The sequence below is a fragment of the Pseudomonas sp. URMO17WK12:I9 genome (genome assembly GCF_900230165.1).
Classification (GTDB): domain Bacteria; phylum Pseudomonadota; class Gammaproteobacteria; order Pseudomonadales; family Pseudomonadaceae; genus Aquipseudomonas; species Aquipseudomonas fulva.
On the sequence record NZ_OCMQ01000001.1, the window covers coordinates 736,343 to 752,417 of the forward strand.

16 protein-coding genes are annotated in these 16,075 nt (G+C 64.2%); 15 read left to right on the plus strand and 1 reads right to left on the minus strand.

What is annotated here, in order from left to right:
- Positions 1-105 precede the first annotated feature (105 nt).
- From CRP40_RS03225 to CRP40_RS03290, 14 genes are all read left to right on the plus strand, one after another.
- The gene (locus tag CRP40_RS03225; protein ID WP_027916283.1) at positions 106-1,131 is read left to right on the plus strand and encodes an NAD(P)H-dependent glycerol-3-phosphate dehydrogenase; all 1,026 of its coding nucleotides are present in this window, start codon (positions 106-108) and stop codon (positions 1,129-1,131) included.
- 37 nt (positions 1,132-1,168) lie between these two features.
- A complete protein-coding gene (locus CRP40_RS03230) occupies positions 1,169-1,516 on the plus strand; it encodes a DUF4389 domain-containing protein (RefSeq protein ID WP_027916282.1) in 348 nt (115 codons plus the stop codon).
- Entirely contained in the window at positions 1,513-1,971 is a 459-nt protein-coding gene (gene sixA / locus CRP40_RS03235; RefSeq protein ID WP_027916281.1) for a phosphohistidine phosphatase SixA, read from the plus strand. Before CRP40_RS03230 ends, sixA begins: the two co-directional genes overlap by 4 nt.
- A gap of 120 nt (positions 1,972-2,091) precedes the next feature.
- Entirely contained in the window at positions 2,092-2,478 is a 387-nt protein-coding gene (locus CRP40_RS03240; protein ID WP_225806653.1) for a hypothetical protein, read from the plus strand.
- Between the two features lie 91 nt (positions 2,479-2,569).
- Entirely contained in the window at positions 2,570-3,358 is a 789-nt protein-coding gene (locus CRP40_RS03245) for an alpha/beta hydrolase (protein ID WP_027916279.1), read from the plus strand.
- Positions 3,355-4,209 (plus strand): alpha/beta hydrolase, encoded by an 855-nt coding sequence (locus CRP40_RS03250; protein ID WP_027916278.1) that lies wholly within the window; start codon positions 3,355-3,357, stop codon positions 4,207-4,209. Before CRP40_RS03245 ends, CRP40_RS03250 begins: the two co-directional genes overlap by 4 nt.
- 109 nt (positions 4,210-4,318) lie before the next feature.
- On the plus strand, positions 4,319-5,113 hold the full coding sequence (locus CRP40_RS03255; protein ID WP_027916277.1) for a DUF4892 domain-containing protein: 795 nt from the start codon (positions 4,319-4,321) through the stop codon (positions 5,111-5,113).
- An 11-nt stretch (positions 5,114-5,124) separates the two neighbouring features.
- A complete protein-coding gene (locus tag CRP40_RS03260) occupies positions 5,125-6,174 on the plus strand; it encodes an AI-2E family transporter (protein WP_027916276.1) in 1,050 nt (349 codons plus the stop codon).
- Positions 6,175-6,308: 134 nt separating this feature from the next.
- On the plus strand, positions 6,309-6,398 hold the full coding sequence (gene kdpF, locus CRP40_RS03265; RefSeq protein WP_033695165.1) for a K(+)-transporting ATPase subunit F: 90 nt from the start codon (positions 6,309-6,311) through the stop codon (positions 6,396-6,398).
- Positions 6,399-6,408: 10 nt separating this feature from the next.
- A complete protein-coding gene (gene kdpA, locus CRP40_RS03270) occupies positions 6,409-8,103 on the plus strand; it encodes a potassium-transporting ATPase subunit KdpA (protein WP_027916275.1) in 1,695 nt (564 codons plus the stop codon).
- Between the two features lie 9 nt (positions 8,104-8,112).
- Positions 8,113-10,167: a potassium-transporting ATPase subunit KdpB gene (kdpB, locus tag CRP40_RS03275; RefSeq protein ID WP_027916274.1), complete on the plus strand. Its 2,055-nt coding sequence runs from the start codon at positions 8,113-8,115 to the stop codon at positions 10,165-10,167.
- A 10-nt stretch (positions 10,168-10,177) separates the two neighbouring features.
- On the plus strand, positions 10,178-10,744 hold the full coding sequence (gene kdpC / locus CRP40_RS03280) for a potassium-transporting ATPase subunit KdpC (RefSeq protein ID WP_027916273.1): 567 nt from the start codon (positions 10,178-10,180) through the stop codon (positions 10,742-10,744).
- A 22-nt stretch (positions 10,745-10,766) separates the two neighbouring features.
- A complete protein-coding gene (locus tag CRP40_RS03285; RefSeq protein WP_027916272.1) occupies positions 10,767-13,421 on the plus strand; it encodes a sensor histidine kinase KdpD in 2,655 nt (884 codons plus the stop codon).
- Positions 13,418-14,113 (plus strand): response regulator, encoded by a 696-nt coding sequence (locus tag CRP40_RS03290; RefSeq protein WP_027916271.1) that lies wholly within the window; start codon positions 13,418-13,420, stop codon positions 14,111-14,113. Before CRP40_RS03285 ends, CRP40_RS03290 begins: the two co-directional genes overlap by 4 nt.
- A gap of 10 nt (positions 14,114-14,123) precedes the next feature.
- Here the strand turns inward: CRP40_RS03290 and CRP40_RS03295 are convergent, their stop codons facing one another.
- Positions 14,124-15,029 (minus strand): LysR family transcriptional regulator, encoded by a 906-nt coding sequence (locus CRP40_RS03295; protein WP_027916270.1) that lies wholly within the window; start codon positions 15,027-15,029, stop codon positions 14,124-14,126.
- 787 nt (positions 15,030-15,816) lie between these two features.
- On the opposite strand from CRP40_RS03295, the gene CRP40_RS21885 reads away from it, so the two are divergent.
- On the plus strand, positions 15,817-16,056 hold the full coding sequence (locus tag CRP40_RS21885) for a hypothetical protein (protein WP_050587362.1): 240 nt from the start codon (positions 15,817-15,819) through the stop codon (positions 16,054-16,056).
- Positions 16,057-16,075 lie beyond the last annotated feature (19 nt).

A 16,075-nucleotide genomic window follows, 5' to 3' on the forward strand; every position in this document is an offset into this window, starting at 1 on the left:
TACATACCTGGCCTGGATGAGCGATGCCCGACCGGCCTTGGCGCGGGGCAGGCGACCCGTATAATGCGCCGGTCGCCATTTATTTTAGGTGTTAACGGATTGGATATGACTGATCAGCAACCTGTTGCAGTTCTGGGCGGCGGCAGCTTCGGCACGGCCGTGGCCAACCTGCTGGCACAGAACGGTGTGCCAGTGCGCCAATGGATGCGCGACCCGGCACAGGCCCAGGCGATGCGCGAGCATCGCGAGAACCCGCGTTACCTCAAGGGCATCGGGCTGCACGAAGGGGTGGAGCCGGTCAGTGACCTGCTGGCCACGCTTAAGGCCTGCGACCTGATTTTCGTGGCCTTGCCCTCCAGCGCCTTGCGCAGCGTATTGGCGCCACATGCCGACCTGTTGCGTGGCAAGGGGCTGGTCAGCCTCACCAAAGGGATCGAGGCCCAGACGTTCAAACTGATGAGCCAGATCGTCGAGGAGATCGCCCCGCAGGCGCGCATAGGTGTGCTTTCCGGGCCCAACCTTGCCCGGGAAATTGCCGAGCACGCCCTGACTGCCACCGTGGTGGCCAGTGAAGACGAGCTTTTGTGCCAGCAGGTGCAGGCTGTGCTGCATGGCAAGACTTTCCGCGTGTATGCCAGCAGTGACCGTTTTGGCGTGGAACTCGGCGGCGCCTTGAAGAACGTCTACGCCATCATCGCTGGCATGGCCGTGGCGCTGGGCATGGGCGAGAACACCAAGAGCATGCTGATCACCCGGGCACTGGCCGAGATGACCCGCTTTGCGGTCAGCCAGGGTGCCAACCCCATGACTTTCCTGGGCCTGGCCGGCGTGGGCGACCTGATCGTCACCTGTTCCTCGCCCAAGAGCCGCAACTACCAGGTGGGCTACGCGCTCGGCCAGGGGCTGAGCCTGGATGAGGCCGTGAGTCGGCTGGGGGAAGTGGCAGAGGGCGTCAATACCCTCAAGGTGCTCAAGGCCAAGGCCCAGCAGGCGCAGGTGTACATGCCCCTGGTCGCTGGCCTGCATGCCATCCTGTTCGAGGGCCGCACGTTGAACCAGGTGATCGAGCACCTGATGAGCGCCGAGCCGAAGACCGATGTCGATTTCATTTCCACCAGCGGCTTCAACTGAGCCCGGATAACCCTGGCAAAACGGCAAGGAGCGACACATGAACGATACCCCTGAACACGCCCAGCGCGAGTCCCTCATCCTGCGTGTGGTCTGGATGCTGGTTTTCCTGGTGGTCTGGCAATTGGCCGAGTTGGTGCTCGCAGGCCTGGTGGTGATCCAGTTGATCTATCGGCTGATCTACGGCGCCCCCAGCGCCAGCGTGATGGACCTTGGCGATAGCCTGAGCCAGTACTTGGCACAGATCGGACGTTTCGGCACCTTCCACACGGATCAGAAACCCTGGCCGTTTGCCGATTGGCCAGCACCACGCCCGGCCGACGGCGAGGCGCCCCACGTGGCGCGCGCGCCTGAGCCTGCCCAACCTGACCAAGAGCCCAAGCTGTGAACCTGTGGGTGTTGCGCCACGGCGAAGCCGAGCCGCGAGCCACCCGCGATGCCGAGCGGCGCTTGACCGCGCATGGTCGCGAGCAGGTGCTGCACAGCGCCGCACACCTGGCAGGCAAGCCCTTGCAGGCGATCATTGCCAGCCCTTATGTCCGGGCGCAGCAGACCGCTGCCTTGGTTCATGAGGCATTGGGGTTGAGCGAGCCGGTAAGCACGGTGCCGTGGCTGACCCCCGAGAGCGATGTGCAATATGCGATCGGCCAGATCGAGCGCCTTGGCCTTGATCACGTGCTGTTGGTCAGCCACCAGCCACTGGTCGGGCACCTGGTCGGGCTGCTCGAACACGGTCACCTGCAGCGGCCAGCCGCCATGGGCACTGCCAGCCTGGCGGAACTTGAGGGTGATTGGCCCCTGGCAGGCCTGATGACGCTACGGGCCTTGCACACGTCCCGCTGATTGCCTGCCGTGGCTTTGCCAAGCGGGTTTGCAAGGGAGGCAACTGGCATTTTTGTCAGTTGTTTCAATCGATTGCGGTTTGCTAGCTTTGCCACAAAGGACATGTACAAGGTTGGGTCGATGACGGGCGAAATGTGGAAATTGTTGTGCTCGCTGGACCTGCAAACCACCACTGAGAAGGTCGAGCAAGGCATCGCCCTGGATCACGCCCAGCACAGCTTGCTGCGGGAGGTCGCCGACGCCAAGTTCTACCATCTGATGCGCAAGATCCAGACGGACACGGCGCTTGAGGAAAATCGACGTCAGCAGGCCGAGCAGGAGCTGCTCGCCTTGCAGCAAGCCTGCACCCGCGTGGCCCATCTGATGCAAACCAGCTGCCTGGCATTGCGCAGGCTGGAGCTGGACGCTGATGACCAGCGTCTGGCCCGTGAGGCGCTGGAAAGCCATCAAGTCTTCATCAAGGCGTGCCTGCGACGCTCGCTGGGCAGCTTTGATCGATCGGCATGACCTGATCGCCCTTGCCGATGACCTTTCCGAACGTTGCCTGAGCCCTGGTGGACACCCACAATGGGCCATTCTCTGCGCCCGGAAGCCCGCCATGCCGCAACCGATATTCTTTGCCCATGCCAATGGGTTTCCGTCGGCCACCTACGGCAAGCTGTTCGCCGCCCTGGCGCCGGACTACCACGTGCAGAGCCTGCCCCAGCACGGCCATGACCCGCGGTTTCCGGTGGACGCCAACTGGCAGAGCCTGGTGGACGAGCTGTTGTACCATCTTGAGCAGCAGCCCGACCCCGTTTGGGGCGTGGGGCATTCGCTGGGGGGTGTTCTGCATTTGCATGCCGCCCTGCGCCGACCAGAACTTTACCGGGGCGTGGTCATGCTCGACTCGCCCGTGCTGACCCGCGCAGACCAGTTGCTGCTGCGCGCCGCCAAGCACCTGGGCTTGATCGACCGCATTACCCCAGCCGGTCGGACGCTAGGGCGGCGCGCCGAATTCGAAGATCGGCTCAGTGCCCGCGCGTATTTCGCCAGCCGATCACTGTTCCGCCACTTCGACCCCGACTGCCTGGATGCCTACGTCGAACATGGCTTGCACGAGCAGCAGCACACGCTGTCCCTGCGCTTCGATCCTGCTACCGAAATCAGCATCTATCGCAACGTACCCCACCTGAACCCTGCGCCTGTCCGGCAGTTGCGCCTGCCGCTGGCCATGGTCCGTGGCCAGGCCAGTACCGTAGTGCGCCGCCATCATGCCTTGGCGGTGCGGGGCATACCGAAGGGGGAATACCACAGCGTTCCGGGTGGCCACATGTTCCCGCTGGAGCACCCGGAAGATACCGCCAGCCTGATCAAGGGCCTGTTCGATAGGTGGGGGCAGGCATGAACGTGCAGGTCGAAGACATACGCTTGAATCTTGGCCATATCGAACTGGCCGGCCACGTGTTCGGCCCCGAGGACGGCCTGCCGGTCATTGCGTTGCACGGCTGGCTGGACAACGCCAACAGCTTCGCGCGTCTCGCGCCTCGCCTTCAGGGCCTGCGCATAGTGGCCTTGGACATGGCCGGTCATGGCCATTCGCAGCATCGCCCGCCGGGTGCCGGCTACGCGCTGGCCGACTACGCCTACGACATCGTGCGCGCAGCCGAGCAACTGGGCTGGGAGCAGTTCGCGCTGCTGGGCCATTCGCTTGGCGCCATCATCAGCGTGCAACTGGCCGCCGCACTGCCCGAGCGCGTCAGCCACCTGGCACTTATCGATGGCCTCATCCCGCCCACCGGCGAAGAGCAGGACGCCCCCGAGCGCCTGGGGATGGCGCTGCGTGCACAGATGCGCCTCGATACCAAGCGCAAGTCGGTGTACAGCACGCAGGACCAAGGCGTGGAGGCACGCATGAAGGGCATGGTGGCGGTGAGCCGCGAAGCGGCCGAGCTGCTGGCCCAGCGTGGGCTGATGCCCGTGGCCGGGGGGTACAGCTGGCGCAGCGACAGCCGCTTGACTTTGCCCTCGCCAGTGCGCCTGACGCAAGGCCAGGCAATGGCCTACGTGCGACACGTCAAGTGCCCCGGCTGCCTGGTGGTGGCAGCGCAGGGCATGCTGGCACGTCGCGAAGGGCTGCTTGAGCAGCTACCCTTTGAACAGGTGACCTTGCCCGGTGGCCATCACCTGCACCTGAACGATGAGCAGGGCGCAACGCTTGTAGCAGACTGTTTCAATCGCTTCTTTGGCTTTGCTTGACTTGCACCGGACAAGTGTCGAGGCTTGGCGGGTTGATCAGGGAGACAACCATGCAATTGCCAGACATGTACATGCTTCACCTTGACGCCGGGCGCCGCGTGGTTTGCCTATGACTGCGCCTGTCGCCTGGCGTTGCCTGCTGGCCGCCGGTACGCTGCTCGCCAGCTCTACGCTCTGGGCCGGCGGCCTGCCCGTGCCAGTGGACGCCAAGATTGTCGACCAGCGCCCGGCCGTGGAGCAGGAGCGCGTCTACCCATTGGGGCCACTGCGCAAGATCAGCGGCCGCCTGCGGGTGGAGGATAAAGTCGAGAGCCGTGGCCAGGTCAGCTCCACGACCTATGAACTGCCGGTTGAGCGCTCTGCGCGGGAGGCGTTCACGCGCGCGCGCGAGAGCTTGCAGCAAGAAGGCGGGTACCCGTTGTTCTGGTGCCAAGGCCGCGATTGTGGCGAGGCCAGCCTGTGGGCCAACGAAGTCTTTGCCAATGCTCGGCTCAATGGTGGCGATGAGCGCCAGGCGTTCATCCTGCTACGCCGCTCTGCCGACCAGGCTGATACGTTGGTCGCACTCTACAGCGTGACCCGTGGCAACCGGCGGGCCTACCTGCATGTGGAGGAGTTCGTCGCAGCCCACCCGTTGGGTGAGCTGCTGCCCACGGCTGCAACCGTGCTGCGTGAGATGCGTGACACCGGCAAGCTTGATTATCCTGATTTGAGCGACCCGCAGCCGGCCTGGGCAACCCTGCTTGCACGCAGCCTCAACCTGGACAGCACCTTGCGCGCCACCCTCAGCGGCGCCCAGGCCGAGGCCTGGCGTGAAGCGCTGATAAAGGCCGGTGTACGCAGCGCTCGCCTGGAAGTCGGCGACTCGCCCACCGATGGCCTGCACCTCGAACTGATTCGTTGACGGGCAAGACCATGGTTGAAAATGACCGCTTGCTGATCCAGATCCTGTTGCTGGCATTGCTGGGCGCCGGCCTGTGGGTCATGGCCCCCTTCATTTCGGCGCTGCTGTGGGGTGCCATCCTCGCATTCGCCAGCTGGCCCCTGATGCGTTTTCTCACCCGCGTGCTGGGTGGACGCGAAACCCTCGCCGCCGGGCTGCTGACCAGCGCCTGGATCCTCATCGTGGCGCTGCCCTTGGTCTGGCTGGGCTTCAACCTGGCCGACCACATTCGTGATGCAACCTTGTTCGTGCGTGATGTGCAGGTCGATGGCCTGCCGGATGCGCCCGTGTGGCTGGTCGACATCCCGTTGGTAGGCGAACGCATGGCCAGCTGGTGGTCGTCGCTGGACCAGCAGGGTGCTGCGCTACTGGCGTCGGTCAAACCCTACCTGGGGCAAGTGGGTAACTGGTTGCTGGCCCGCAGCGCGCAGATTGGCAGTGGCGTGCTGGAGCTCACCCTGAGCCTGGTCTTCGTGTTCTTCTTCTATCGCGACGGGCCGCGGCTCTCGGCGTTCGTGCTGCGGCTGCTGCACCGGCTGACCGGCGAGCGTGCCGAGTATTACCTGAACCTGGTAGCCGGCACGGTGCAACGGGTGGTCAACGGTGTGATCGGTACGGCGGCGGCGCAAGCCCTGCTCGCCTTGATCGGCTTTCTCATCGCAGGCGTGCCGGGTGCCATCGTGCTTGGGTTGGTCACCTTCATGCTCAGCCTGATCCCCATGGGCCCGCCGCTGGCCTGGCTGCCGGTGACCGGCTGGCTGGTATGGAAGGGTGAGTACGGCATGGCGATCTTCATGGGCATCTGGGGCACCTTCGTCATCAGTGGCGTGGACAACGTGCTCAAGCCCTACCTGATCAGCCGTGGCGGAGACCTACCGCTGGTGATCGTGTTGCTCGGCGTGTTCGGCGGCCTGATTGCCTTCGGCTTCATCGGCCTGTTCATTGGCCCGACGTTATTGGCCATAGGCTACAGCCTGCTGCTGGACTGGAGTCGCAACGTGCAGCCCACCCCGACTGCCTAGCCCTGCTGCCTGGCCGAACACCTTTCTTTACGTGTTCTTTATGCCAGGCCTGCCGCTTCGATCTCGAGCCTTTACGCTGGCCTGACCGAAAATCCCCGTAAAGCGGCCACTGCCGCATCAACGGGGAATCATTCATGAACGTGCTCGAAGGGATGTCACTGCTGATCGCGGTGGCCATGGCGGTGTACCTGCTGACGGCGCTATTGCGCGCCGATCGCAGTTAAGGGGTCGCCCATGCATGCCTACGATATCGCCTTGCTGCTGGCCTTCTTCGCCATAGTCCTGCTACCGGCCCCTTGGCTGGGAAGGTTCTACTTCAATGTCATGGAGGGCCGGCGCACGTGGCTTACGCCATTACTGGGACCGATCGAAAATGCCTGCTACCGGCTGGCTGGGATTTGCCCATCGCAGCAACAGGGCTGGCGCCACTATGCCCTGGCGCTGCTGATCTTCAATTTGGTTGGGTTCCTCCTGCTGTTCGGCGCGCTGTTGGGCCAAGGCCTTCTGCCGTTGAATCCGCAGCGCTTACCCGGTCTTGAGTGGTCGCTGGCCTTCAACACCGCGGTCAGTTTCGTGACCAACACCAACTGGCAGGCCTACAGTGGCGAGGCCTCCATCAGCTACCTGAACCAGATGCTCGGCCTGACCGTGCAGAACTTTGTCAGTGCTGCCACGGGCCTGGCCGTGCTGGTAGCCCTGTGCCGTGGTATCGCCCGTCGCAGCAGTGCGGCCCTGGGCAATTTCTGGGTGGACATGACCCGGGCCACGCTTTATGGGCTTTTGCCCATGTCCTGGCTGCTGGCGCTGCTGTTGGTCTGGCAGGGCGTGCCACAGACCTTCAGCGACTATGCCCATGCCCTGACGTTGCAAGGGGCCGAGCAGTTGATCCCGCTCGGCCCGGCAGCCAGCCAGATTGCGATCAAGCAGCTGGGTACCAACGGCGGCGGCTTCTTCGGCGTCAATTCGGCGCATCCGTTTGAAAACCCGACAGCGTGGAGCAACCTGTTCGAGGTATCGGCGATCATCCTGATTCCCGTGGCTCTGGTGTTCATGTTCGGCCATTACGTGAAAGACCTGCGCCAGAGCCGCGCCATTGTGGCCTGCATGCTTGCACTGTTTCTGGTCGGCGGCGCCTCGGCCTTGTGGGCCGAACATCAGCCCAACCCAGCGCTGCACGCCAGCGAGGTAGAGCAGGCAGCCCCTCTGGAAGGCAAGGAAAGTCGCTTTGGCACCACCGGATCGGTGTTGTGGACGGTCACCACCACGGCCGCTTCCAACGGTTCGGTCAATGCCATGCACGACAGCCTCAACCCACTGACCGGCATGGTGGCCATGGTCAACATGATGGTCGGCGAAGTCATCTTCGGCGGCGTCGGGGCGGGCCTGTACGGCATGTTGCTGTTCGTGCTGATCGCGGTGTTTCTCTGCGGGCTGATGATCGGCCGCACGCCGGAATACCTGGGCAAGAAGCTTCAAGCCCGTGAGGTGCAGCTGTTGGTGGCGACCTTGTTGGTGATGCCGGTCGGCGTGCTGGTACTGGCCGCCGTCGCTGCCAGCCTGCCAGGGCCGGCCACAGCGGTCAGCAACCCCGGTGCCCATGGCTTCAGCCAGTTGCTGTATGCCTATACCTCCGGGGCCGCCAACAACGGGTCAGCCTTCGCAGGCTTTGGCGCCAACACGGTGTTTCACAACCTCATGATCGGTCTGGCGATGCTGATCGGCCGTTTTGGTTACATCCTGCCAATCCTGGCGCTGGCAGGGAGCCTGGCAGCCAAGCCACAGGCACCTCAAGGCCCCAACAGCTTCCCCACCCATGGGCCACTGTTCACCTTCCTGCTGCTGCTGACCCTCCTGCTGGTAGGCGGGCTGACCTTCCTGCCGACCTTGGCCTTGGGGCCGATTGCCGACCATTTGAGCCAGGCCTATTGAGAGATGACCATGAACATGCCCATTCCAGAGATCAAGGCCCAACCAGACGCAGCAGCCCAGACGCGGCTGGCCGCGCTGTGGCGGCCGGCATTGCTGCAGGCGTTCCTCAAGCTCGATCCGCGTCAGCTCAAGCGCTCACCTGTCATGCTGGTGGTGGCCATCACGGCCGTACTGACCACCGTGCTGTGCCTGACCCCAGCCAATGGCGTCACCCCAGGCGTTGCGGTGCAGATCGCCGCCTGGCTGTGGTTCACCGTGCTGTTTGCCAACTTCGCCGAGGCCCTGGCCGAAGGCCGGGGTAAAGCCCGTGCCGACAGCCTCAAAGCCGGCAGCCAGGGGCTCTCGGCCAGGCGGCGCAACCCGGATGGCAGCTTCGACAACGTCCCGGCCGCGTCCCTGCGCAAGGGTGATGTCGTCCGGGTGGAGGCTGGGGAGATGATCCCCGCCGACGCCGAGGTGATAGAAGGCATCGCTGCCGTCAACGAGGCAGCCATCACCGGGGAATCCGCGCCCGTCATTCGCGAGTCAGGCGGCGATCGTTCGGCGGTGACCGGCAACACCCGTCTGGTGTCGGACTGGCTGCTGATCCGCATCGCCAGCAACCCCGGTGACTCTACCCTGGACCGCATGATCGCCCTGGTCGAGGGCGCGCGCCGGCAAAAAACGCCCAACGAGATCGCCCTGGACATGCTGTTGATCGGCCTGACCCTGGTGTTTCTGATCGTGGTGGTGACCCTGCAACCCTTTGCTCACTTCGCTGGGGGCAGCTTGCCGCTGATCTTCCTGGCCGCGTTGCTCGTCACACTCATTCCCACCACCATCGGCGGCCTGCTCTCGGCCATCGGCATCGCCGGCATGGACCGCCTTGTGCGCCTCAATGTCATCGCCCGTTCAGGGCGCGCCGTGGAAGCCGCAGGCGATGTGCACACCTTGATGCTGGACAAGACCGGTACCATCACTTTCGGTAACCGCCGCTGCAGCGCACTGTACGCTGCGCCCGGGGTGACGGCCCGTGAGCTGGGGGAGGGGGCTTTGCTGGCTTCGCTGGCCGACGACACGGCAGAGGGCAAGTCGATCGTCGAGTACCTGCATCAGCTTCATGATTTCGTCGAACCGCCGGCCGGGCACTACCAACCGGTGGCCTTCACTGCCCAGACACGCCTGTCTGGTATCGACCTGGGGGCACATCGTTATCGAAAAGGCGCCGTCGATGCGCTCCTTGCCTTCATCGATATGCCGCGCGCGGATATGCCGCCAGCCCTTGCCCGTGAGGTAGAGCGCATCGCCCAGTCAGGCGGTACGCCGCTGCTGGTCTGCGTCGACAAGCGCCTGTTGGGCGTGATTCACCTCAAGGATGTGGTCAAACCTGGCATTCGCGAACGCTTTGCCGAACTGCGCAAACTGGGCATCAGGACCGTGATGGTCACTGGCGACAACCCGCTCACGGCAGCCGCGATCGCGGCCGAAGCAGGCGTGGACGATGTGCTGGCCGAGGCTACACCGGAGAAAAAACTGGCGCGCATTCGCCAGGAGCAGCAAGACGGGCGCCTGGTGGCCATGTGCGGCGATGGTGCCAACGACGCGCCAGCCCTGGCCCAGGCGGATGTGGGCATGGCCATGAACGATGGTACCCAGGCTGCCCGTGAGGCGGCCAACATGGTCGATCTGGACAGTGATCCGACCAAGCTGCTGGACGTGGTGCACGTTGGCAAGGCGCTGCTCGTCACCCGTGGGGCGCTGACCACCTTTTCCATCGCCAACGACGTGGCCAAGTATTTCGCCATATTGCCAGCCTTGTTTGCGGTGATTTACCCGCAGCTGGGCGTGCTCAACGTCATGCAGCTGGCAAGCCCGCAGAGCGCCATCCTGTCTGCCATCGTGTTCAACGCACTGATCATCGTCGTGCTCATTCCGTTGGCCCTGCGTGGGGTGCAGATCAAGGCTGCCAGCGCTGCGCAGCTGCTCAGGCGCAACCTGCTGATCTACGGACTGGGCGGCATCATCGTACCGTTTGCCGGCATCAAGGTCATCGACCTGTTGCTCAACGCCTTGCACCTGGTCTGAGGAGGCCATCATGACTGCATACCTACGCCCGGCCCTGAGTCTGCTCCTGTCGATGACCTTTCTGACAGGTGCGCTGTACCCCTTGGCAGTCACGGGTATTGCCCAGGTGGCGTTCCCCTACCAGGCCAATGGCAGCCTGGTGCAAGACGAGCAGGGGCGTGTGCGCGGCTCTGCCTTGATCGCCCAGCGCTTCGAGGGTGACGGTTGGTTTCATTCCCGTCCTTCGGCAGGTGATTTCGCGACCGTGGCCAGCAGCGCGAGCAACCTTGCCCCTGGCAATCCCGCGTTGATGCAGCGTGTCCAGGCACAGGCGGGTGCGTTGTACCGGCCAGGGCAGGGGCCGGTCCCCTTGGCCTTGGTCACGACCTCGGGCAGTGGGCTGGACCCCCACCTGCCGCCGCAGGCCGTGGCGTATCAATTGCCACGGGTAGCTGCCGCCCGGCATCTACCCGTCGAACGCTTGCAGAGTCTGCTCGAAGCCGCCACGCTGCGCCCATTGGTGGGCCCTGCGGTGGTCAACGTCCTGGCCCTTAACCAGGCGCTGGAAAAGACGAGCCGTTCGGGCCAGGGCCTGTGACCCTTGCTGTGAAGGAAACCCCATGAGTGACTCCGACCGCGCCGATGCGCTGCTGGCGACTTTCCCCCAGCCAGGGCGAGGCCGGCTGAAGGTGTTTCTTGGCGCCGCGCCCGGTGTCGGCAAGACCTTTGCCATGCTCACCCACGCCCATGCCCAGCAGCGCATGGGCCGCCCGGTACTGGTAGGCGTGGTCGAAACCCATGGCCGTGCCGAAACCGAGGCCCTGTTGGCAGGCTTGCGCCAGCAACCGATGCTACGCACCCGTTACCGAGGCGTGACCTTGCACGAAATGGACCTGGATGGGGTGCTCGGTACCCCGGGCAGCCTGGTGCTGGTGGACGAGTTGGCCCACAGCAACGCACCGGGCAGCCGCCACGCCAAGCGCTGGCAGGATGTGCAGGAATTGCTGGCCGCCGGCATCGACGTCTACACCACGGTCAATGTCCAGCACCTGGAGAGCCTCAACGACAAGGTGCGTGATATCACCGGTGTCCTGGTGCGTGAAACGGTGCCGGACTGGGTGGTGCACGAAGCGTTCGACCTGTTGCTGGTGGACTTGCCGCCGCGTGACCTGCTCGAACGCTTGCGCGAAGGCAAGGTGTATGTGCCTGAGCAAGCGCGCGCGGCCATCGACGCATTCTTTTCCCAGCGCAACCTCAGCGCGCTGCGCGAACTGGCCATGCAGGCCGCTGCCGCCCAGGTCGATGCCGATGCGGCCCAGGGCTATCGCCAAGGCGGCGCTGCAGCGCCAGCGCTGCGTGGGCGCTTGCTGGTCGGTGTGGATGGCGATGACCAGGCCGAGCGCTTGGTGCGTCATGCCAGCCGCGTGGCGCAGCGCCGGCACCTACCCTGGAGCCTGGTCCACGTGGACAACGGTCGCCTGCGCGACGAGAGCGGGCGCCAGCGGTTACAGGCCGCCCAGCAACTGGCCGAGCGCCTGGGTGGGGACGTGGTCGTGCTGCGCGCCGCGGAGGTGGCCCGTACACTGATCGAGCATGCCCGAGAGCGGCGTGCCAGCGTGGTACTGGTCGGACAGTCCCGAGACCGGTGGCGCCGCCGCCTGTTCGGCGCTGGTGTCGCTGCACGGCTGTTGCGGGCCAGTCAGGGTCTGGAGGTCAATGTGCTCGATCGCGACGTCCTGCGCTCGGCACCCAAGCCAACGGCCCGGTATGGGTGGGTGTGGCGACATTACTTGCTGGCGCTGGCAGCGACCGCTCTGGCGGCGGGCCTGGCCTGGGCAGTGGCCAGCGTGCTGGCATTGCCCAACATTTCCCTGGTGTTTCTGGCAGCGGTCCTGCTGGTGGCGGTGCGCACCAGCCTTGGCCCCGCCCTGGCCTGTGCGCTGCTTTCATTCCTGGCGTACGATTTTCTGTTCATTCCGCCCAACTTTTCCCTGAGTATCCAGCGCGAAGAGGACGTGCTGACCCTGGTGTTCTTCCTGCTGATGGCCGCGCTCACGGGTAACCTGGCCGCGCGCCAGCGCAGCCAGTTGCAGGCCCTACGTGAAACCCAGGCGCAAACCATCCAGTTGTTGGACCTGTCTCGACGCCTGACCGGGGCCACGGACCGTCAGGCGGTGCTGGAGGTTGCGCACCAGCACCTCGATGGTCGGCTTGGCTGGCAGGTCTGCATCCTGCAGCGCGACGAGCATGGCCAACTGCACATAGCCAGCGGCGGTCCCATTGCTTTCACCGATAACGAGCGCGCCGCGGCCCAGTGGGCCTGGCAGCACGACCAGGCGGCCGGGCGCAGCAGCGACACCCTGCCCGAAGGGCGTTGGTGGTGGTGGCCCTTGACCGTGGACAGCCAGCCTCTGGCCTTGATGGGTGTGTCTGAGCGCCCAGGCCAGGCACTCAGTGGCCCCGACCGGCGATTGCTTCGTGGCTTGGCGCAGCCTGTGGCCCAGGCCCTGGCGCGGGCGCAGTTGTCCGAGCAGTTGGAGGCGGCGCGTCTGCACGGTGAGACCGAACAACTGCGCAGTGCGTTGCTGGCCTCCGTATCCCACGACTTGCGCACGCCGCTGACGTCCATGCGCGGCAGCATCGACAGTTTGCTGGCGTTGGGCGAGGCCCTTGCCGAGTCGGACCGGCGTGAGCTGCTCGAAGGCACCCGCGACGAAGCCGAGCGGCTGGACCGCTATATTCAGAACCTGCTGGACATGACCCGCCTGGGGCACGGCAGTCTCAAGCTGGCACGGGACTGGGTAGCGCCTGCCGACATCGTGGGCAGCGCGTTGCATCGACTGCGCGCCGTGCTGGCACCCCTGAACCTGGAAACTCAGGTGCCGGCCAACTTGCCGCTGCTGTTCGTGCATGCCGCGTTGATCGAGCAGGCCCTGGTCAACGTGCTCGAGAATGCCGCGCGGTTTTCGCCTGCTCAGGGGCGGCTGCGCGTCGAGGTGACGGCGCGCGACCAGCAACTGCACATCGCCGTCAGCGATGAAGGCCCTGGCATTGCCCTGGCAGATCGGGACAAGGTCTTCGACATGTTCTACACCGCTGCCCGCGGTGATCGCGGTGGTCAGGGCACCGGCCTGGGCTTGGCGATCTGCCAGGGGATGATCGGGGCACATGGCGGTCAGGTCAGGGTTGGCGAGGGCATCGATGGCGTTGGCACCTGCATGACTTTATGCTTGCCGCTGCCTACCCAACCGGATACCGGAAGCGACCTGCCATGAGCCAGACCGCCACTTTGCTGGTCATCGATGATGAGCCCCAGATCCGCAAATTCCTGCGCATCAGCCTGGCTTCCCAGGGTTATAAAGTCCTAGAAGCGGAGAACGGCACCCAGGGGCTGGCGCAGGCGGCCTTGGGTAAGCCTGACCTGGTGGTCCTGGACCTGGGCCTGCCGGACATGGACGGGCAGCAGGTGCTGCGCGAACTGCGCCAGTGGAGCACGGTGCCGGTGGTGGTCTTGTCGGTACGCGCCAGCGAAGCGCAGAAGGTCGACGCCTTGGACAGCGGCGCCAACGACTATGTGACCAAGCCGTTTGGCATTCAGGAGTTTCTTGCACGTATTCGCGCGCTGCTCAGGCAGATACCGCAGACGGGCGGTGCCCCAGCCTGCCTCAGCATTGGGCCGCTGACCGTCGATCTTGCCTTGCGACGCGTGACCCTGGATGACGCCGAAGTGACCTTGACCCGCAAGGAATATGCACTGTTGGCGCAACTTGCAAGCCATCCGGGGCGCGTCATCACTCAGCAGCAACTGCTCAAGGACATCTGGGGGCCAACCCATGTGGGTGACACGCATTATTTGCGCATCGTGGTCGGGCACCTGCGGCAAAAGCTTGGCGACGACCCAATGGCGCCGCGCTTCATTGCCACCGAGGCAGGGGTAGGGTACCGGTTGCTCGCCCCGGTGCAGTGACCGGCCTGGCTCAGGCTCTGGGCGGGTCCTTCTCGAACAGCGTGCGGACGCTGTCCAGGTAGTGCCGTGCGCCCAGGCCCAAGGGTCTGGATTTGATCCAGATGATGTCCACCCACAGGCGCAGGCGGCTGGCCATATTGTCCATGCGCACCTCTGCCAGCGCGCCTGACGCGATGAGCGGCTCTACCAGGGGCTGTGGCAAATAAGCCCAGCCAAGGCCTGATTGCACCAGGTCCAGTGTGGCCAGGTAGCTGTCGGTCAGCCAGATGCGTCGGGACAGCACCATGCGCGGGTCAGAGCCGGTGGGGTTGCCGGAGGCGACGATGATCTGCCGCTGTTCGGCGAAGGCTTCTTCGGGCAGGGGCATGGCACCCTGCACGCCGGCAGGGTGACGCGGGGAGGCGACGGCCACCAGTAGCTGACTGCCGGCTTCGAGAAACGACTCTCGCTCATCGATACCCGGGCGTTCGAAGACCAGTGCCAGTTGCACGGTGCCGTCGTGCAGCAAGCGGATGGCCTCGCGCTGGCTGGCCGAGCGCACCTCCACTTCCAGGCCGGGAAAGGCCTGCGCCAAGGCGTGTAGGGGTTGGCTCCAGGGCCCGGTTTGCAGTTCGGGTGCCATGGCGAGGGTCAGGCGCTTTTCCAAGCCTTGGTGCAGTTGCAGGGCCTGGGCATCGAGCAGGTTCAGCTGGCAGATCACTTGCCTGGCTTGCGGCTCCAGCGCCAGTGCTGCGCTGGTGGGCAAGGCTTTGCGGGTGGTGCGGTCGAACAGCGGCAGGTCCAGTTCTGCCTCCAGTTGCGCGATGGCCATGCTTATTGCGGATGGCACCCGGCCTAGCTTGCGCGCTGCAGCGGAAAAGGACCCGGCCTCCAGCACGGCCAGGAAGATCGTAAGGGAGTCACTGGTGAAGGCCATGCGGGTGCCTGATGCTGAGCGGGGTGGGGGTCGAGGGTAATGCTGGGGCGGGGAGATTGCTACCGCCTTACGGGTCTTCGGGGTTCATCTATAAGATTCGTCCTGAAATGGGGCTGGAGTTTTAGCCCAAGATGCCGTTGCCGTTGCCGTTGCCGTTGCCGTTGCCGTTGCCGTTGCCGTTGCCGTTGCCGTTGCTTTGGCTTTAGCTTTTGCTTCTAAGCGCGCGGTAGTCCAGGCAACACAGATCGCGACTTCAGGAGGCCGAGCGCAGGGCTTGCGGAGGGAGGTGACGGGCATGGATGCCCGTCAAGCGCTGGGCCCCAGGATGGGGCCTGCAGCGCGGTCCTCCCGGGAGCAAGCCCGGAGCGAGGGGACCCCGGAGCGTAGCGTAGGGGCCGGATGATAGGAGCAGGCGGTTTTTGCTTACTTTTTGACAAGACAAAAAGTGAGCCGCCGTAAGGGCGGAAGGGTGACTGTGCGCCACCCGCGCCAATGAATACCAACTCGATATATGCGCCAACGCTTTGAAGTTTGAAGTTTGAAGTTTGATTGGGTTGGTGTGGGTATTGAAAGAGAGCATAGTCCATTTGCGATGGGGACGCTTAATCACCTTTTCGCCCTTACGGCGAGTTACTTTTTGTCAAACGCCACAAAAAGTAACCAAAAAAGGCTGCGCTCCATTCATACGGCCCCTACGCTGCGCTTCGGGGTTCCCTCACTCCGGTCTTGCTCCCGGGAGGACCGCGCTGCAGGCCCCATCCTGGGGCCCAGCGCTTGACAGGCATCCATGCCTGTCACCTCCCTCCGCAAGACCTGCGTTCGGCCTTCTGAAGTCGCGAAGATCAAAAGCAAGATCAAGAGCAAGAGCAAGAGCAAGAGCAAGAGCAACAGCAACAGCAACAGCAACAGCAACAGCAACAGCAACAGCAACAGCAACAGCAACAGCAGTATGGCAGTTTGGCTGATGGATGAATCTCAGTGCTGTTGGTTGCTATTGTTTGATTTTAAGTATTTGCGTCTGCTATGACTGGTTTTGTTACCAGAGC